General features: G+C 60.2%; 20 protein-coding genes. 9 read left to right on the forward strand and 11 right to left on the reverse strand.

Features of this window, described 5'->3' with window-relative positions; translation table 11 throughout:
* Positions 1-22: 22 nt before the first annotated feature.
* On the reverse strand, positions 23-814 hold the full coding sequence (locus JL39_RS12905) for a phenylalanine 4-monooxygenase (protein WP_037150722.1): 792 nt from the start codon (positions 812-814) through the stop codon (positions 23-25).
* Between the two features lie 151 nt (positions 815-965).
* On the opposite strand from JL39_RS12905, the gene JL39_RS12910 reads away from it, so the two are divergent.
* Entirely contained in the window at positions 966-1,427 is a 462-nt protein-coding gene (locus tag JL39_RS12910) for an Lrp/AsnC family transcriptional regulator (RefSeq protein ID WP_037150725.1), read from the forward strand.
* Positions 1,428-1,503: 76 nt separating this feature from the next.
* Here the strand turns inward: JL39_RS12910 and rpsI are convergent, their stop codons facing one another.
* Both rpsI and rplM read right to left on the reverse strand, forming a co-directional pair.
* Complete coding sequence (gene rpsI / locus JL39_RS12915) at positions 1,504-1,971, reverse strand: 30S ribosomal protein S9 (RefSeq protein WP_037150728.1); 468 nt, start codon at positions 1,969-1,971, stop codon at positions 1,504-1,506.
* A 2-nt stretch (positions 1,972-1,973) separates the two neighbouring features.
* On the reverse strand, positions 1,974-2,438 hold the full coding sequence (rplM, locus tag JL39_RS12920) for a 50S ribosomal protein L13 (protein WP_037150730.1): 465 nt from the start codon (positions 2,436-2,438) through the stop codon (positions 1,974-1,976).
* On the opposite strand from rplM, the gene JL39_RS32300 reads away from it, so the two are divergent.
* Entirely contained in the window at positions 2,437-2,715 is a 279-nt protein-coding gene (locus JL39_RS32300; RefSeq protein WP_152601116.1) for a hypothetical protein, read from the forward strand. The genes rplM and JL39_RS32300 overlap by 2 nt on opposite strands.
* On the opposite strand, the gene JL39_RS12925 is transcribed toward JL39_RS32300, so the two are convergent.
* Both JL39_RS12925 and JL39_RS12930 read right to left on the reverse strand, forming a co-directional pair.
* Positions 2,694-3,119 (reverse strand): PaaI family thioesterase, encoded by a 426-nt coding sequence (locus JL39_RS12925; protein ID WP_037150733.1) that lies wholly within the window; start codon positions 3,117-3,119, stop codon positions 2,694-2,696. The genes JL39_RS32300 and JL39_RS12925 overlap by 22 nt on opposite strands.
* Before the next feature lie 421 nt (positions 3,120-3,540).
* Positions 3,541-3,894 (reverse strand): hypothetical protein, encoded by a 354-nt coding sequence (locus tag JL39_RS12930; RefSeq protein WP_037150952.1) that lies wholly within the window; start codon positions 3,892-3,894, stop codon positions 3,541-3,543.
* A gap of 86 nt (positions 3,895-3,980) precedes the next feature.
* Between JL39_RS12930 and JL39_RS12935 the strand changes: the two genes are divergently transcribed.
* Positions 3,981-4,409: a CoA-binding protein gene (locus JL39_RS12935; RefSeq protein ID WP_037150735.1), complete on the forward strand. Its 429-nt coding sequence runs from the start codon at positions 3,981-3,983 to the stop codon at positions 4,407-4,409.
* 5 nt (positions 4,410-4,414) lie between these two features.
* Here the strand turns inward: JL39_RS12935 and JL39_RS12940 are convergent, their stop codons facing one another.
* Complete coding sequence (locus JL39_RS12940; RefSeq protein ID WP_052182838.1) at positions 4,415-4,843, reverse strand: DUF6455 family protein; 429 nt, start codon at positions 4,841-4,843, stop codon at positions 4,415-4,417.
* A 131-nt stretch (positions 4,844-4,974) separates the two neighbouring features.
* Here JL39_RS12940 and JL39_RS12945 point away from each other — a divergent pair, with 131 nt between their 5' ends.
* Positions 4,975-6,258 (forward strand): O-acetylhomoserine aminocarboxypropyltransferase, encoded by a 1,284-nt coding sequence (locus JL39_RS12945; RefSeq protein ID WP_037150738.1) that lies wholly within the window; start codon positions 4,975-4,977, stop codon positions 6,256-6,258.
* A 31-nt stretch (positions 6,259-6,289) separates the two neighbouring features.
* Here JL39_RS12945 and bdcA read toward each other — a convergent pair whose 3' ends face one another.
* On the reverse strand, positions 6,290-7,003 hold the full coding sequence (bdcA, locus tag JL39_RS12950; protein ID WP_037150741.1) for an SDR family oxidoreductase: 714 nt from the start codon (positions 7,001-7,003) through the stop codon (positions 6,290-6,292).
* 97 nt (positions 7,004-7,100) lie between these two features.
* On the opposite strand from bdcA, the gene JL39_RS12955 reads away from it, so the two are divergent.
* Complete coding sequence (locus JL39_RS12955; protein WP_037150743.1) at positions 7,101-7,697, forward strand: TetR/AcrR family transcriptional regulator; 597 nt, start codon at positions 7,101-7,103, stop codon at positions 7,695-7,697.
* A gap of 2 nt (positions 7,698-7,699) precedes the next feature.
* Positions 7,700-8,044 (forward strand): cupin domain-containing protein, encoded by a 345-nt coding sequence (locus tag JL39_RS12960; protein ID WP_037150746.1) that lies wholly within the window; start codon positions 7,700-7,702, stop codon positions 8,042-8,044.
* Positions 8,045-8,046: 2 nt separating this feature from the next.
* Here JL39_RS12960 and JL39_RS12965 read toward each other — a convergent pair whose 3' ends face one another.
* Positions 8,047-8,526 (reverse strand): MarR family winged helix-turn-helix transcriptional regulator, encoded by a 480-nt coding sequence (locus JL39_RS12965; RefSeq protein WP_081952820.1) that lies wholly within the window; start codon positions 8,524-8,526, stop codon positions 8,047-8,049.
* A 151-nt stretch (positions 8,527-8,677) separates the two neighbouring features.
* Between JL39_RS12965 and JL39_RS12970 the strand changes: the two genes are divergently transcribed.
* Positions 8,678-9,493, forward strand: coding sequence for an SDR family oxidoreductase (locus JL39_RS12970; RefSeq protein ID WP_037150748.1), 816 nt, complete (start codon positions 8,678-8,680; stop codon positions 9,491-9,493).
* Positions 9,494-9,499: 6 nt separating this feature from the next.
* Here JL39_RS12970 and JL39_RS12975 read toward each other — a convergent pair whose 3' ends face one another.
* From JL39_RS12975 to JL39_RS12985, 3 genes are all read right to left on the reverse strand, one after another.
* The gene (locus tag JL39_RS12975) at positions 9,500-10,747 is read right to left on the reverse strand and encodes a cytochrome P450 (protein ID WP_037150756.1); all 1,248 of its coding nucleotides are present in this window, start codon (positions 10,745-10,747) and stop codon (positions 9,500-9,502) included.
* Between the two features lie 42 nt (positions 10,748-10,789).
* Complete coding sequence (gene ggt, locus JL39_RS12980) at positions 10,790-12,547, reverse strand: gamma-glutamyltransferase (RefSeq protein WP_037150759.1); 1,758 nt, start codon at positions 12,545-12,547, stop codon at positions 10,790-10,792.
* A gap of 67 nt (positions 12,548-12,614) precedes the next feature.
* Entirely contained in the window at positions 12,615-13,865 is a 1,251-nt protein-coding gene (locus tag JL39_RS12985; RefSeq protein WP_037150761.1) for a GGDEF domain-containing protein, read from the reverse strand.
* A 362-nt stretch (positions 13,866-14,227) separates the two neighbouring features.
* Here JL39_RS12985 and clpP point away from each other — a divergent pair, with 362 nt between their 5' ends.
* Entirely contained in the window at positions 14,228-14,860 is a 633-nt protein-coding gene (gene clpP / locus JL39_RS12990) for an ATP-dependent Clp endopeptidase proteolytic subunit ClpP (RefSeq protein ID WP_037150763.1), read from the forward strand.
* Between the two features lie 282 nt (positions 14,861-15,142).
* Positions 15,143-16,420, forward strand: a complete 1,278-nt coding sequence (gene clpX, locus JL39_RS12995; RefSeq protein WP_037150765.1) for an ATP-dependent Clp protease ATP-binding subunit ClpX — start codon at positions 15,143-15,145, stop codon at positions 16,418-16,420.
* Positions 16,421-16,566: the final 146 nt, after the last annotated feature.

A 16,566-nucleotide genomic window follows, 5' to 3' on the forward strand; every position in this document is an offset into this window, starting at 1 on the left:
AGTGAAACAAATTCCTCTTTGCTCAGGAGGCCTTGGCTTCGAATGCCGGCGGAAAGTCGCCGAGAGTCTTGGCTTCGTTGATGCGCGCGCCGATATCCTCCTCGATGATCGATTCCAGCTGCGCGAAGCTCTTGATGACGTAATAGATCGGCTGCACGATATCGATGCGGTAGGGCGTTCTGAGCACCGTCATCAGGTCGAACGGTCGGAATTCGCATTCCTTGCCTTCCATCGCGGCCCCCGTTTCGCTGGGGGAGGAGACGATGCCGGCGCCGAAGCAGCGGCGCCCCTGCGGCGTATCGATCAGGCCGAACTCGACGGTGAACCAGAATATCCGGAACAGATGCCATGAATAGCCCTTGCCGAGACTGACAGCTTTCTCGCCGAAGCGGCGCACGAAATTGGCGTAGCTCTGGTTGGTCAGCAAGGGGCAGTGGCCGAAGACCTCGTGGAAGATATCCGGCTCCTCGATGTAGTCGATATGCTCGCGGCGGCGAATGAACGTCGCCAGCGGAAACTTGCCCTGCGACAGCAATTCATAAAAACGCGATGGCGGGATGAGGGCGGGCACGCCCTCCACCCCGAAGCCTGTGGTCTCGTTGAGTCGCCGATTGACGTCGCGAAGCTGCGGAACCTTGTCGGGCTTCAGCCCGAGCGTTTTCACGCCGTCCAGATATTCCCGGCAGGCCCTGTCGGCCAAAAGCGTCATCTGCCGCCTGTAGAGTTCGCTCCAGATTTGGTCTTCCTCGGCGGTGTAGTGATAGACGCCGTCCGCATCCGGCAGGTTCGCCGTATAGGTGCTTTCCTTGGTCATGACCGGCCTCCCGTGATCAGTCCAATGAGCCGGGGCGCTCCAGCCTCCGGCTGTCAGATCACCATTATATCCCGGGAAAAGCGGGTAAACATTTCAGGATTGCCGGATTAGGATCTGAAAATGGGAGAATATTCCAGGAGGAGAAGCCAGAATGAAAGAAAACCTGCAGGCTGCCCGCAGGCTTCTGCAACTCGTGCAGACCGGAGATGGATTGTCGCTCTCCGAACTGGCGGAGAAAGCCGGCATGTCGCAAAGCACCGCCTGGCGCAAGATTCAGGAACTGGAGGCCGAAGGCGTCATCCGGAAGAGGGTTGCTCTTCTCGATCCGGCAAAGCTCGACCTCAAGCTCTGCATCATCGCTCATGTGACCCTGGAGGATCATCACGAGGAGGCGATCGAAGCTTTTGCAGGCGTCGTGCGGGACCGACCGGAGATCATGGAGTGCTATGCGCTGTCCGGAACGTTCGACTACATGCTGAAGATCAGGGCACGCGACGTCGAAGCCTATGAGGCTTTCATGACCCGCCACCTGATGCGCAATCCGCATGTGCGCAACGTGGTTTCCAGCTTCGTCCTGCGCGAACTGAAGTCGACGACCGAACTGCCGATCTGAGAAATGCCTGCAAGCGCCGGCAAAAGAAAAGGCCGGGAAACCCCGGCCTTCGCAAATCGGTGTTTTCGGCAAGCAATCAGCGCTTGGAGAACTGGAAGGAGCGGCGGGCCTTCGCCTTGCCGTACTTCTTGCGCTCGACAACGCGGCTGTCGCGGGTCAGGAAGCCACCCTTCTTGAGAACCGAACGCAGGCCCGGCTCGAAATAGGTCAGTGCCTTGGAAAGGCCGTGGCGCACCGCGCCGGCCTGGCCGGAAAGGCCGCCACCTGCAACGGTCGCAACGATGTCGAACTGGCCGCCACGGTTCGCAGCGACGATCGGCTGCTGCAGGATCATCTGCAGGACCGGGCGTGCGAAATAGGCGGAGAAATCCTTGCCGTTGACGGTGATCTTGCCGGTGCCGGCCTTGACCCAGACGCGGGCGACAGCGTTCTTGCGCTTGCCGGTCGCGTAGGAACGGCCAAGGTTGTCAACCTTGCGGACGTAAACCGGGGCCTGGTTTTCGGCCGCCGGAGCGAGATCCTTCAGAGAGGAGAGATCGGCCATGTTCAGGCGCTCCTTACATTCTTCTTGTTCAGCGAAGCCACGTCGAGAGCGACCGGCTGCTGGGCTTCATGGGGATGGTTGGAACCGGCATAAACGCGCAGGTTCTTCATCTGACGACGGCCGAGAGGGCCACGCGGGATCATGCGCTCGACGGCCTTTTCGATGACGCGCTCCGGAAAGCGGCCTTCGATGATCTGGCGCGCGGTGCGCTCCTTGATGCCGCCCGGATATCCGGTGTGCCAGTAATACTTCTTGTCGGAATACTTCTTGCCGGTAAGGGCAACCTTTTCCGCATTGATGACGATGACGTTGTCGCCGTCATCGACATGAGGGGTGTAGGTGGCCTTGTGCTTGCCGCGGAGCCGGTTTGCAACGATGGTGGCGAGGCGACCGACAACGAGGCCTTCGGCATCGATGATCACCCACTTCTTCTCCACCTCGGCGGGCTTCTGAACGAAGGTTGACATGGTTTTCTCTTTCATTTGGGACCCGTGGCATTCGAAACCGGATGCAAGGGCGTTTCTTGTTGCTTGGATTGTTGGCCGAAATTCCCGAAAAAAGGCGCGAAGGACCGACAAAAAGAATGCGGGCCGAGAAGGTCCGCAATCTGTGGCGGCTTATACCGATGCGGATGCGAAGCGTCAAGATGACGGATTTGCAGGATTGAAAAATAGATGCAACAAAATCAAAGGCTTACATATGTGGTTTTATAATACCACAATTTATCGTGGCGGAATCGAATAGGTGGCAGTCGCCTGGGCGACCGGCTCTCCGCCGCTTTGCTGGGTCAGCAGGCAGTCGATCACCGCGAGCCGCTTGCCGAGCTTGAGAAGCCTGCAGTCGCAGAAGAGCGGAGCGAGCTGCGGCTTGCGCAGGAAATTGATGTTGAGGCTGGTGGTGACGGCGAGCGCCACTGGCCCGATATGGGCGAGGATGACGGCATAAGCCGCGACATCCGCCAGCATGACCATCGAGGGACCGGAAATCGTATTGCCGGGGCGCAGGTGCCGGTCGCTTGGATCGAAGCGCATGGCGAGCTCACCCGGTCGGACATCCGTCACGGCAAGTGCTCGTCCATCCACGTGGATTTGCGGAAATTCACGATCCAGGAAGGCATGGATCTCCTCTACTGTCATGATAGGCCGCATTCTCTTCCTTTCGAGATGCTTGGAAGGGTTTTCTTTATGAATACAGACAGGTTTTCGCCACCCCACTTTCGGGCGATGTAATTGGGGGCGCGGCCCCGTTGGTGGGGCGGGATGAATGGTTGTGTATACAACCTATGGGGTCATTTATGTGGCCGCCGTCTACAAAGCCTCCAGAGTCGGATGGGAAGAGAGCGATATAGCAGCCGCGTTTTGATCAAAAAATCCCTTGTGGTTTCAACATGACACAGTGATGGATACTTGGTTTTGTCACTATTGATGAGAATGCGAATTATCACGGATCATGAATAGTAGGCTCCCCTAATTCAACTGTAGATGATGCTAATATGCGTTGTACGTAAGCGGAAAATAGCAAGAACGTTCCTAGAACGGCCACCGCGGCTGCCGGGCAGGAATCTGCACGTCAGAATCCGAGACAGCCCGGCTGCAGCGGAAAGCAGTCTTCCCGATCAGGTCTGGGTTTGCAGGCGCGAACGGGGCAGCGGGGTGTGTCTGCGGCCGGCACCGTTGCGCGATCCGCAAATTCACGGCCGTCGCAGAAGCTGCTGTCGACGACATAGCGGTCGTAGAGGGTCATGCCGCGCACGTTTCTGGATGGATAGCGCAGGATGACCGCGCCTTCGCGTCTGATCACGCGCTGCACGGCGGCACAGGACATGCCGGTGGAATTATAGCGGGAAATGGCAAAGGCCGGTTCGACCGGCAGGAGGGCGGCGCCGCAGGCGATGACGGTAAGGCTTGCGAGAAATTTTTTCATGACCTGCATCCCTTTTATCGAGACACGGACTTACATAGAGCGGGAGGATTGTGCCGCCAGAGGCATCATCAGGGAGTCTGCCGTCCATGAATCATGATCATTACGACAACGCCTATATCGCCGATATCCTGAGGACCGTGAAGACCATAGCGCTTCTCGGGGCGTCTCCCAATCCCGATAGGCCGAGCAATCGTGTCATGGGTTTTCTGCTGTCGAAGGGGTATACGGTCTTTCCGGTCAATCCGGGTCAGGCGGGCAAGCAGATCCAGGGGCAGACCGTCTACAGGACGCTCTCCGACGTGCCGCAGCCGGTCGATATGGTCGATGTCTTCCGCGCCGCCGAATACCTGGATGGCGTGGTCGATGAAGCACTCGCCCTTGAGACCTTGCCCAAGGTGATCTGGGGGCAGTTCAGCGTCCGCGACGACAGGGCGGCAGCCAAGGCGGAAGCTGCCGGCATCAAGGTTGTCATGGACCGTTGCCCGGCAATCGAATATCCCCGGCTTGTCGCCTGATGCCTTCAGTCCGCGAGCAGTTCCGGCCGGGCCCGCATCTCGTTGAGCAACTCCGCATTGGCGCAGTAATCCGCAAAGTCTGCGACGGCGGCGCCATCGGCGAGTTCCCGGCTGCAGCGGGCCTTTTCCTGACATTTGGAACAGGTGATGTGCATGTCGCGGAATTCCAGCGGCTCGGCGAGCTTGACCTCTTCCGGATCGATGTTCAGCAGGCGCATCAGTGAGGCCATTTCGTCGGCGGCGTGAGGTCCGCGCCTGATCAGCGAAATGAACTCATCCCTGGACATGGCGTTGTCATGCGCGAGGATCTTGACGGTCTCGTCATCGAGGCTCGCGAGGACCTTTGCCTCCTCGATGGAGTCCCAGGTTGTGGAACACCAGCGGGCGATCCGGGAAACGAAGTTTTCATGTGTGGTGGAGGCTTGATTATTCATGGCATACTCCTCTTCGCACCTGGAGCATACGTGCGGAGAAGCGGAGATCGTTGATCAAGATCAACCAGGCCGCATTTCCCAGGTGTGATAAAAGGTTGAAAAAAGCACTTGGGCAATAAGGGAGAGAGACCATGCCGACGATCAATCCGGGCTTTTCAACTCTGGCGGTGCATGCAGGCGCCCAGCCCGATCCCGCCACGGGTGCCCGGGCGACGCCCATCTACCAGACGACCTCTTTCGTCTTTAATGACGCGGACCATGCGGCGGCCCTCTTTGGCCTGCAGCAGTTCGGCAATATCTACACCCGCATCATGAATCCGACCCAGGCGGTGCTGGAAGAGCGGGTGGCGGCGCTGGAGGGTGGCACGGCAGCGCTTGCGGTCGCCTCCGGCCATGCGGCTCAGATGCTGACCTTCCACACGATCATGCAGCCCGGCGATAATTTCGTCTCGGCGCGAAGACTCTATGGTGGTTCGATCAACCAGTTCGGTCACGCCTTCAAAAGTTTCGACTGGCAGGTCCGCTGGGCCGATACGGACGAGCCGGAGAGTTTCGACAAACAGATTGATGACCGCACCCGCGCCATCTTCATCGAAAGCCTTGCCAATCCCGGCGGCACCTTCGTGGATATCGCGGCGATCGCCGACGTGGCGCAGCGGCGCGGTATTCCGTTGATCGTCGACAATACCATGGCAACCCCCTATCTCGTCAGGCCGCTGGAGCACGGCGCCGACATTGTCGTCCATTCGCTGACGAAATTCCTGGGCGGGCATGGCAATTCGATGGGCGGCATCATCGTCGATGGCGGCACGTTCGACTGGTCGAAGTCCGGCAATTACCCGATGCTCTCGCAGCCCCGGCCGGAATATGCCGGCATCGTGCTGCACCAGACCTTCGGCAATATCGGCTTTGCGATCGCCGCCCGCGTGCTGGGCTTGCGCGACCTCGGCCCGGCGATCTCGCCTTTCAACGCCTTCATGATCCTGACCGGCATAGAGACGCTTCCCCTCAGAATGCAGAGGCATTGCGATAACGCACTCGCCGCGGCGCAATGGCTGAAGAAGCATCCGAAAATCGCTTGGGTAAACTATGCCGGTCTCGAGGACGATCCGAACCACGCCTTGCAGCAACGGTATTCGCCGAAAGGCGCGGGTGCCGTCTTCACTTTCGGCGTCAAGGGCGGTTATGAGGCCGGCAAAGCTCTGGTCGAAGGTCTGAAGCTCTTCTCGCACCTCGCCAACATCGGCGACACCCGCTCGCTGGTCATCCATCCGGCTTCCACGACACATCGGCAGTTGACCGAAGAGCAGCAGATCGCCGCCGGCGCCGGTCCCGACGTGGTGCGGCTGTCGATCGGCATCGAGGATGCCGCCGACATCATCGCCGATCTCGAACAGGCGCTCTCGCAGGTCTGAGGAGGCGGGCCATGAAGATGTGGTTTCGGCGTCAGGCGCCGAAACCACCGTCGATCGTGTGCATCGCTCCGGTGATGAAGCCCGCTTCCGGACCTGCGAGGTAAGCGGCGAGACCGGCGATTTCCTCCGGACGGCCATGGCGCTTGATGGCCATGAAGCCGTGCATGAACTCGCTCATCGGGCCGTCTTCCGGGTTCATGTCGGTGGAGGTCGGGCCGGGCTGAATGACATTGACCGTGATGTCGCGATCGCCGAAGTCGCGCGCCAGACCGCGCGCCATGCCCTGCACGGCGGACTTGGTCAGTGCATAGGCCGCGCCGCCTGCAAACGGCATGCGGTCACCGTTGACAGATCCGATGATGATGATCCGTCCGCCTTCCGGCATGCTGCGGGCTGCTTCGACGGAGGCGTGATAGGGCGCTCGCACGTTAACATCGATCATCTTGTCGATGGCATCGGCTTCGATTTCCAGAGGATTGCCCAGGGCCAGCGTGCCGGCGCTGACGATGAGGATGTCCAGCGGGCTGGAGGCCTTTACGCGTTCGATGACGGCGGTGCGGTCGGCGGCATCGGATTTCATGGTCTTCGAGCCGGTTTCCCGTGCCAGCTCTTCAGCCGCGTCCTTCGAACCCGCATACGTGAATGTCACGTCGGCGCCGTCCTGGGCGAAACGGCGGACGAGTGCGGCGCCGATGCCGCGGCTGCCGCCAAGGATCAGAACTTTCTTTCCATGGAAGTCGGTCATTGTCATGTCTCCTGTGCAGCACTTGTCACTGGGGTTGAGATTTAATGTAATGAACGCTACATAAATCCCGTGATGGTCGACGTCAAGGATTTTTGTAGTGTGTGATACAGAAAAGAAGGGAGTCCGTGGACGCCCCCGTGCTTTCGACAGGGATGAGGCGCTCGCCAAGGCACAGGCGTTGTTTCATCTGAAAGGGTATGATGCGCTGAGCGTTGCCGATCTGACGGCGGCAATCGGCATCAAGCCGCCGAGTTTTTATGCGGCTTTCGGCAGCAAGGCGGCGCTTTATGCCGAGGCATTGCGGCTCTACGAAAAGAACGAGGGATTGGATGTCGCCAGCGCGCTGGCCGAGGGCGTGCCACTTTCGGATGGTATTGCAGACGTCCTGCGGCAGGCGGCAGATGCCTATGTCAGCGGTGACGCCAGGGGATGCATGGTGATCGAGGGCGCTCGCGGCATCATCGATCCCGATGCCGGCGCCGAAGCGCGCGCCCGCATGGAGGCAAGCCGGCGTTTCATCCGGGATCGGATTGCTGCACGCGGCAGTTTGCAGGCTGACCTTCTGGCGGATTACATCATGACGGCTTTTGCGGGCCTGTCGGCGAGCGCCCGCAATGGCATGCTGGCGGAACGGCTTCGGGTCATCGCCGCGATGGCGGCCGATGGCGCCGCGCAACATATCGACAAGGAGTGACCATGGGCACCTGGACTGTATTCGATCTCGCCGGCATCGAACCGGAAGAGGGCGCTCCGGCGCCCGACCGGCTGATCTCCGGAAATCCGACCTTCCGCACCTGGAATGTCGAGGAGGCGGAAGGCGGGCTCTACGCCGGCATCTGGGAGGCGACGCCGGGGAAGTGGCGGATCGCCTACGACGAGTGGGAATATTTCCACATCCTCTCCGGCCATTCGATCGTGACCGAGGAGGGCGGCAGGCCCGTTCATCTCAAGGCCGGAGATAGGATGATCTTGAGACCCGGCTTCAAGGGAACCTGGGAAGTCGTTGAAACGACTCGCAAGGATTACGTGATCCGGATCTGAAATCAGTCCTTCTCGTTGCCATTGAACGCTTCGGCGAACTCCTGCGACGAGATGAAGGCGAGCGTACGCCGCATCTCCTCCGACTTTTCCTTTCCGAAAGCCTTGTCGAAGCGGTCCTGAGCGATCTGCCAGCGTGCGGTCAGCTCTTTCTGCTTTGCAATTCCGGTCTCCGTCAGTCTCACGCGTTTTACCCGCCGATCCTTGGCGTCGGGCACCAGTTCCACCAGCCCGTCGCGAATCAGCGGCTTCAACGTGTGGCCGAGTGCGGAAAGATCCATGACCATTGCCTCTGCCAGGCTCTTGAGGGTCGGTTCTCCTGAGCGTGCGATCTGCGACAGAAGCGAGAATTGCGTGCCCTTGAGACCGGTGTCACCCATCGCATCCTCATAGAGCTGACCGAGCTGCCGCGAAGCGCGGCGCACTGCGCTGTTGCTGCAGTAAAGCCAGATGCCGTCTTCCCGCATTTTTTCGTCGTTCACCATGTCTTTACCTGCTTTCCGTGGGGAAGATGCCCGCTTTTGGCTGGCGCTTCCACTCCCGATAAAAATTTCCGTTCTCCTCTTGCGACTTAGAAATCCCGTTTTCATATATGGTGGCATATGCCAGTAAATTTCAATCAAAGGAGATGAACCAATGACGACATCATCGAAACTCGGAACTGCCCTCGTGACCGGAGCTTCGTCCGGAATCGGCGCGACCTATGCCGACCGCCTGGCCAGGCGCGGTTACGATCTCATTCTTGTTGCCCGCGATGAGGACAGGCTGAAAGCGCTCGCCGAGCGCCTGACGCAGGGCCATGGCGTAACGGCAGAGGTGCTGCGCGCCGACCTGACGCAGCGGGCCGACGTTCTTGCCGTTGAAAAGCGTCTGCGCCAGGACAGCGCGATCACGCTTTTCGTCAACAATGCCGGCATCGGGCCGAAGGGATCGCTACTCCAGAGCGATGCCGATTATCTTGACCAGATGGTCGATCTCAACGTCACTGCCGCGAACCGGCTTGCAGTAGCAGCCGCCCAGGCTTTCGTGGGGCGGGGCGAGGGGGCGATCATCAATACCGCCTCGGTCGTCGCGCTGTGGCCCCAGGCCTTCAGCGGCACCTACAGCGCCAGCAAGGCTTTCGTTCTTGTCCTGACGGAATCTCTGGCGAGCGAACTTGCCGGAACCGGCGTCCGCATCCAGGCAGTCCTGCCGGGGCTCACCCGCACGGAGATCTTCGACCGTGTCGGAGGCTCATTCGACAACATGGACCCGAACATGGTGATGGATGTCACCGATCTCGTCGATGCGGCACTCGCGGGTTTCGACCAGGGCGAACTGATCACTATCCCATCGCTCGCAGACAAGACGCTCTATGAGGCTTTCGAAAATGCTCGCAGTGAATTGCGGCCCCATCTGTCGCTGAACAAGCCGGCCGCGCGCTTCGGGGTTTCCTCTTCGCAAGCCGCTTGATCGGCTTCACCAGGAAAGATCGAGCCTCTCCAATCCGTGGAAGTGATAGACGTCTTTGACGACGGGCGTCTTGGCGATCCTCATTCCGGGCAGGCGACGGAAGAGGATCGGCAGCACGGTATTGAGTTCGAGCCTGGCAAGCGGCGCGCCGATGCAGAAATGGATGCCGGCGCCGAAGGAAAGGTTCGGCGCCTCCTGCCGGTCCGGCTTGAAGGTCAGCGGATCGGAGAATTTCTTCGGGTCCAGGTTGGCGGCGGCGAGGATGAGGCTCACCTTGTCGCCGCGCTTGAACGTCAAATCGTCGATCTCGGCATCTTCCAACGCCCATCGTTGGAAGATGTGCACCGGAGCGCAGATGCGCAGCGTCTCTTCTACGGTTCGTTCCGTCGCTGCATCGTCGCGGAAGAGTTCCGATGGCGGCAGCCCGCCGTCCAGTATGACCCTCACCGAATTGCCGATCTGGTGCACGGTCGCCTCATGTCCGGCGTTGAGCAGCACGATCGTCGTGGAAACCAGCTCGTCGTCGGTGAGGTATTGGCCCTTATGCTCCGTATGGATCATGTGGGTGAGCAGATCCTCACGTGGCGACCTGCGCCGTTCGGCGATCAAGTCCTTGACGTAGTCCGCGAATTCCTTCGCGGCGCGGTCGGCCGCATCTTCGTCCTCTGCTGTTCGCTTGAACATGTACATGCCCACATAGGCATGCGACCAGGCGAGCAATTGCGGCCCCATCTCGTCAGGAATGCCGATCATCCGGGCGATCATCGTCACCGGGATGATATCGGCAAAGGAGGAGAGCAGTTCTGTTCCGCCGTCCTTCTCGAAACCATCAATCAGCTTTTCAGCAAGCTCGGCGATCTCGGGCCTCAGCCTTTCGATATGCCGGGAGACGAAGGCGCGGTTGACGAGCGTCCTTAGTCGCGTGTGCTCCGGTGGTTCGAGTTCCAGCAACGAATAGCGCTCGGCAAGATCGAAGTTCTCAAGATGCGGCTGAGGAGCGGGGAGACCGAGCTCCTCCCGGCTGGCGATGTGCAGGATCTGCCGGCCGAACCGCCGGTCGCGCAAGAGCGCGTTCACATGGTCGTAACCGGTGAAGAACCATTGCCGCTGCTCTTCCCAATAAAAGGTCGGGCAGTGTTCGTGGAGAAGCGCGTAGACGCGGTTCGGATCGCTATAGAAGGCAGGATTGCGCCCGTCGAGAAAGACGCGGCGGGTTTCGGAATCGATGCGGAGAAAATCGGGCAGGTTGCTCATGCCCGATGCCTAGCGCAATCCCTTGAAACGCGGAAGCCCTGTCTATTCGCCGAGCGCCACGCCCTCGCGGCGCGGATCGGCGCTGCCGACAAGGCCGTTCGCGGTGATCTCGATCGCATGCAGGCCGGAGTTCATCTCGCCAACCTTCACCTCATAACCCAGTGCCCTCAAGGGCTCCGCCAGCTTTTCCGCGTCCGTGCCGGCCTCGATGTCATAGGTTCCGAAGCGGTTGATCAAATGCGGCTGGGCGACGATCTGTTCGACCGGCATGCCCCAATCGATATAGGCGATCAGCGCCTGCGCCACGTAACCGATGATCTGGCTGCCGCCGGGCGAGCCGATGGCGAGAAGCGGCTTGCCATCCTTCATGACGATGGTGGGCGACATGGAAGAGCGGGGCCGTTTTCCGGGCTCGACGCGGTTGGCGACGGGCAGGCTTCCGTCATGGGTCTTGAAGGAAAAGTCGGTAAGCTCGTTGTTGAGCAGGAAACCGTTGGTCATGAGCCGCGAGCCGAAACCGCTTTCGATCGTCGTGGTCATCGATACCACATTGCCTTCCTTGTCGACGATGACGAAATGGCTGGTGGAGGGGAGTTCGATCGCTTCGCCGTTCCCGAAAAGCAGGGCGTGGTCCCATTCCGGCTCGCCGGCCTTCACGGCGTCGGCGGCAAGCGCTTTCTCGCCGTCGAGCAATGCGGCCCGTGTGCCGAGATAGTCCTTCTTGATGAGACCCTTGATCGGCGAGGGGACGAAATCCTGATCGGCGAGATAGCGCTCGCGGTCGGCGAAGGCGAGGCGCTGCGCATCACCGATGATCCGCCAGCTCTCGGCGCTTTGCGGCCCGAGGCCTTTGATGTCGAAATTCTCGATCGTGCCGAGAATCTGGCCGACCGCGACTGCGCCGGACGACGGCGGCCCCATGCCGCAGACGTCGAGCGCGCGATAGTTGAAGCAGACCGGCTCGCGTTCCTTGATCCGATAGTTGGCGAGGTCGGCAAGCGACAGCACGCCCGGATTCCCGGCTGCTTCCCGTACGGTTTTGACAATGGCTTCGGCGATCGGCCCGTTATAGAAGGCGTCGGCACCGCCGGTGGCGATCGCCTTCAGCGTTTCCGCGTAGGCGGGGTTCTTGAGGATGGCCCCGACCTTCAATGGCGCACCGGAAGCGTCGTAGAAATAGCCGCGCGGACCTTCGTATTTCTTCAGCCGGTCGCCTTCGGCGGCAACCAGGGAGGCCAGGCGCGGAGAGACTTCGAAACCATTTGTGGCGAGAGTTTCGGCCGCTTCGAACAGGCTCGTCCATTCCGTCTTGCCGTAGCGCTTATGGACCTCGTGCAGCAGTCGCACGGTGCCGGGCGTACCGACCGACCGGCCGCCGACCACCGCGTCCATGAATTTCAGCGGCTGGCCTTGCGCATCGAGGAACAGTTTCGGCGTTGCCTCCATCGGTGCGGTTTCCCGGCCGTCGAAGGTCGTAAGCTTGTTGGCGGCTGCGTCGTAGTAGACGAGGAAAGAGCCGCCGCCGAGGCCGGAGCTCTGTGGTTCGACAAGACCGAGCACGGTCTGGACGGCCACCATGGCGTCGATCGCATTGCCGCCCTTGGCGATCACATCCCGTCCTGCTTCTGCCGCCAGCGGATTGGCGGCCGCGACCATGAAATTCTTCGCTTCGACGCGCTTTGCCGCCGTCATCCCGGTCGCGCGTTCCGGTGCGATGGTATCGGATGCCTGTTGAGCCTCGATCACACCTGCCGAAAGCAGAAGCGAAAGCGCAAGGCTCATGAAAAAAGTTGCTCGCATATGGCATTCCCTCCGCCATTGATCCCTAACGGAGAATGTGGACTTTACCGGAGGAAGGACAAGAGGGTCAGCGTTTGCCGAGCGCTGTGAGGCGTTTCAGGGCCGCCACCTGTCGGTTGGCGCGGATATCGGTCGGTGCTTCGTCTTCGCCCTGCCGGTCGGCGGCGGGGATGATGGAGGCTTCGGCACCTGTATCGATCGCCGTGCGGTCGCGGCCGCTTTCCTTGGCGGTATAGAGCGCCCGGTCGGCGGCGCTGAGCAGCTGGTCGAGATCGGCTTCGCCAGCCGTCGCAAGCGCGATGCCGGCGCTCACCGTGACCTTGATCCGATGCTCGCCGGCAGCGATGACCTGACGCTTTAGGGTGAGGCGGATCGCCTCCGCTATGCTGGCGGCCTCGATCATATCGCCGACGCGCACGATCGAAGCGAATTCTTCGCCGCCCATGCGGCCGAAGAAGCCGCGGCCGCGCAGTGAGGTCTGGCCGACCTGCGAGAACGCCACCAAAACCGCATCGCCGGCCTGGTGTCCGCAGCGGTCGTTGATCTGCTTGAAGCCGTCGAGGTCGAAATGCAGGAATGCGATCAGCGGCTTCTCCGCTTTCTGGACGATGCGCAGGCCATGGAATTCATCGATGAGGCCACGACGGTTGAGCACGCCGGTCAACGGATCGGTCACGGCGAGCGTTTTCAGTTTCTCCTCCGATCGTTCGGTCAGCAGTTTCGCGCCGCTCATGATACCGGCGACGAAGCAGAAGGCGGCGGGAAAGAAAAGCCACATGGCATTCGGCGCGGTGGCAAACGAGGTCGGGCGATTGACGACGGCAAGGACGGCGCTGGCGCCGTTCGCCAGGAATTGGACACTGATGAAGCTGGCCATGAAGCGGCGTGTGGACCGGGATGGCCCGTTGTTCCTGACAAGGGTGCCGATCATGATGGCATAACCGACCATGGCCGCGGCGTTGTAGAGCACCACCCGGTTCGCAAAGTTCTCCCGGATCGGGTCCAGCAACATGCCGGCGATCCAGATAAGTGCCGGAATGGCAACAAAACCCTGGACCGGCTCGCGATCGAATTGCAGGAGGCCGGCGATCCACAGGCCGATGGCCACGAATATGACCGTATTGGCGATCTGGATGGAAAGGAAGTCGGGAATGTCGCCGCGCAAGGCAACGAGCGCGACGCCCAGACTATGCAGCGCGAAGCCGCAGCCCCAGGTCAGATAGAAGTCGTCCCGCTCGTGAAACCAGCGCGAAAACAAGAGGACGGCGAGCGTCATCGCCTCCACCGACCAGATCAGCAGGCCCGTCAAAATGTCCACTCGCCCCTCCGCGCCCGACTTTGGGCAGGAGCAACATGGCTGAGACTCTTTAAAACGAGGTTGCCGGGATGACAGAATCCGGGACCTGCCGCGAAGCGGAACAAGCAATGCCCGAATGTGTTCACACACACTTTACCGTGATCGGGCAAAAACTTGTGCATGCGAGCGGAAACGAATCCCGGCCGGCTGCAATCTCGGAGGAATCATACTAGCGCTCGATCCCACGCATCCCGCGGCAGTTAAGGATATCAGGTGCTCCGTCTTGAAGTACCGGGCGTTGACACTCTATGTAGGGAATGACCTATTCCATTTGATTCCGGAGCGCCTCTCTGCCTTCGGCAAGTGCTTGACAAAGGACGGACATGAGAAATCCAATTGATACCGCAATGGCCTTGGTGCCGATGGTCGTAGAGCAGACCAATCGCGGTGAGCGCTCTTATGACATCTTTTCGCGCCTCCTGAAGGAGCGGATCATCTTCCTGACCGGTCCGGTGGAGGACCAGATGGCGTCGCTCGTCTGCGCCCAGCTTCTCTTCCTCGAAGCGGAAAACCCGAAGAAGGAAGTCGCCCTTTACATCAATTCGCCCGGCGGCGTCGTGACTGCCGGCATGGCGATCTACGATACGATGCAGTTCATCAAGCCCGCGGTCTCGACGCTCTGCATCGGTCAGGCGGCGTCCATGGGCTCGCTTCTGCTTGCGGCCGGCGAAAAAGGTATGCGCTTTGCGACGCCGAACTCCCGCATCATGGTGCACCAGCCATCGGGCGGGTTCCAGGGACAGGCCTCCGACATCGAACGCCACGCCCGTGACATATTGAAGATGAAAAGACGTTTGAACGAGGTCTACGTGAAGCATACCGGCCGCACGTACGAAGAAGTCGAAAAGACGCTCGACCGTGACCACTTCATGGATGCCGACGAGGCCCGGGAATGGGGCGTCGTCGACAAGATCCTGACTTCGCGTCAGGAAATCGAAGGCGGCTCGGGAGATTGAGTGGAAGCGTGAACCTGTGTGTCTCACCCCGTTGTGAGCAAAAAAGGGTTTCAAGTCGCACGGAAAGCGCTATTAGTACCTATTAATGCTGTGTTGAACTTTTATGACATAGCATGCGTTTCCTGAGGGTTTCGTTGCCGCCGATCTGCATGATGTGCCCGGATCGGTAGAGTACCCTTAAGGGCAGGCAGGCACGTGAAGCCCGTCAGATGGGTTTGGCGGGCTTGTAGAGTGGACCGCGCCCGTTCTGACTTGAGCGCGGAGTGCTGGAAGGAAAGTGATATGAGCAAAGTCAGCGGCAGCAACGGCGGCGACTCCAAGAATACTCTGTATTGCTCTTTCTGCGGAAAGAGCCAGCACGAAGTCCGGAAGCTGATCGCCGGGCCGACGGTGTTCATCTGCGATGAATGCGTCGAACTGTGCATGGACATCATCCGCGAAGAGAACAAGACCTCGATGGTCAAGTCCCGCGACGGGGTTCCGACACCGCAGGACATCATCAAGGTTCTCGACGAATACGTCATCGGCCAGAAGCAGGCCAAGCGCATCCTGTCGGTCGCGGTGCATAACCACTACAAGCGCCTGGCGCATGCCTCCAAGGGTGGCGATGTGGAGCTCGCGAAGTCGAACATTATGCTGGTCGGCCCGACCGGCTGCGGCAAGACCTATCTTGCCCAGACGCTCGCCCGCATCATCGACGTGCCCTTCACCATGGCGGATGCCACGACGCTCACCGAAGCCGGCTATGTCGGCGAGGACGTCGAGAACATCATCCTGAAGCTCCTGCAGGCGGCTGACTACAATGTCGAACGCGCCCAGCGTGGCATCGTCTACATCGACGAAGTGGACAAGATTTCCCGCAAGTCCGACAACCCGTCGATCACCCGCGACGTGTCGGGCGAGGGCGTCCAGCAGGCGCTGCTGAAGATCATGGAAGGCACGGTCGCCTCGGTCCCGCCCCAGGGCGGCCGCAAGCATCCGCAGCAGGAATTCCTGCAGGTCGACACGACGAACATCCTGTTCATATGCGGCGGCGCGTTTGCCGGTCTCGACAAGATCATCTCTGCCCGCGGCGAGAAGACGTCGATCGGCTTTGCCGCCACGGTGCGCGCCCAGGACGAGCGCCGGGTCGGCGAGGTGTTGCGTGAACTGGAGCCGGAAGACCTGGTCAAGTTCGGCCTGATCCCGGAATTCATCGGCCGTCTGCCGGTCCTGGCGACGCTCGAAGACCTGGACGAGGATGCGCTGATCCAGATCCTTTCGGAACCGAAGAACGCTCTCGTCAAACAGTACCAGCGGCTTTTCGAGATGGAGGACGTGGAACTGACCTTCCACGATGATGCACTGCGCGAGATCGCCAAGAGGGCGATCGTCCGCAAGACCGGCGCACGTGGCTTGCGCTCCATCATGGAGAAGATCCTGCTCGATACGATGTTCGAGCTTCCGGCGCTGGAAGGCGTGCGCGAAGTGGTGATCTCCGAAGACGTCGTAAAAGGCACGGCTCGCCCGCTCTACATCTATGCCGACCGGCAGGAAGAAAAGGCCAACGTCTCGGCCTGAGCTACGCAAGCTGGATGATCATCTTGGAGAGGCCCTGACAGGGGCCTCTTTTCGTGTCGATGTACACACTTGCTTTTTTTAATTATTCCACCATTTTCGCATTGCGAAGAGTTGCGCCGGGTGCATCTTGCATTAGAAAATGCGCA

Source organism: Rhizobium sp. YS-1r, assembly GCF_000757525.1.
Lineage (GTDB): Bacteria > Pseudomonadota > Alphaproteobacteria > Rhizobiales > Rhizobiaceae > Neorhizobium > Neorhizobium petrolearium.

What these genes read in the sequence shown, in the direction of transcription:
- JL39_RS12945 (WP_037150738.1), top strand. Translation starts at nt 4,975, where the DNA reads ATGCCGACGATCAATCCGGGCTTTTCAACTCTGGCGGTGCATGCAGGC.
- JL39_RS12925 (WP_037150733.1), bottom strand. Translation starts at nt 3,119, where the DNA reads ATGCGGCCTATCATGACAGTAGAGGAGATCCATGCCTTCCTGGATCGT.
- clpP (WP_037150763.1), top strand. Translation starts at nt 14,228, where the DNA reads ATGAGAAATCCAATTGATACCGCAATGGCCTTGGTGCCGATGGTCGTA.
- JL39_RS12910 (WP_037150725.1), top strand. Translation starts at nt 966, where the DNA reads ATGAAAGAAAACCTGCAGGCTGCCCGCAGGCTTCTGCAACTCGTGCAG.
- JL39_RS12905 (WP_037150722.1), bottom strand. Translation starts at nt 814, where the DNA reads ATGACCAAGGAAAGCACCTATACGGCGAACCTGCCGGATGCGGACGGC.
- rpsI (WP_037150728.1), bottom strand. Translation starts at nt 1,971, where the DNA reads ATGGCCGATCTCTCCTCTCTGAAGGATCTCGCTCCGGCGGCCGAAAAC.
- JL39_RS12930 (WP_037150952.1), bottom strand. Translation starts at nt 3,894, where the DNA reads ATGAAAAAATTTCTCGCAAGCCTTACCGTCATCGCCTGCGGCGCCGCC.
- bdcA (WP_037150741.1), bottom strand. Translation starts at nt 7,003, where the DNA reads ATGACCGACTTCCATGGAAAGAAAGTTCTGATCCTTGGCGGCAGCCGC.
- JL39_RS12960 (WP_037150746.1), top strand. Translation starts at nt 7,700, where the DNA reads ATGGGCACCTGGACTGTATTCGATCTCGCCGGCATCGAACCGGAAGAG.
- JL39_RS12965 (WP_081952820.1), bottom strand. Translation starts at nt 8,526, where the DNA reads ATGGTGAACGACGAAAAAATGCGGGAAGACGGCATCTGGCTTTACTGC.
- clpX (WP_037150765.1), top strand. Translation starts at nt 15,143, where the DNA reads ATGAGCAAAGTCAGCGGCAGCAACGGCGGCGACTCCAAGAATACTCTG.
- JL39_RS32300 (WP_152601116.1), top strand. Translation starts at nt 2,437, where the DNA reads ATGGTTTTCTCTTTCATTTGGGACCCGTGGCATTCGAAACCGGATGCA.
- JL39_RS12935 (WP_037150735.1), top strand. Translation starts at nt 3,981, where the DNA reads ATGAATCATGATCATTACGACAACGCCTATATCGCCGATATCCTGAGG.
- JL39_RS12970 (WP_037150748.1), top strand. Translation starts at nt 8,678, where the DNA reads ATGACGACATCATCGAAACTCGGAACTGCCCTCGTGACCGGAGCTTCG.
- ggt (WP_037150759.1), bottom strand. Translation starts at nt 12,547, where the DNA reads ATGCGAGCAACTTTTTTCATGAGCCTTGCGCTTTCGCTTCTGCTTTCG.
- rplM (WP_037150730.1), bottom strand. Translation starts at nt 2,438, where the DNA reads ATGTCAACCTTCGTTCAGAAGCCCGCCGAGGTGGAGAAGAAGTGGGTG.
- JL39_RS12975 (WP_037150756.1), bottom strand. Translation starts at nt 10,747, where the DNA reads ATGAGCAACCTGCCCGATTTTCTCCGCATCGATTCCGAAACCCGCCGC.
- JL39_RS12940 (WP_052182838.1), bottom strand. Translation starts at nt 4,843, where the DNA reads ATGAATAATCAAGCCTCCACCACACATGAAAACTTCGTTTCCCGGATC.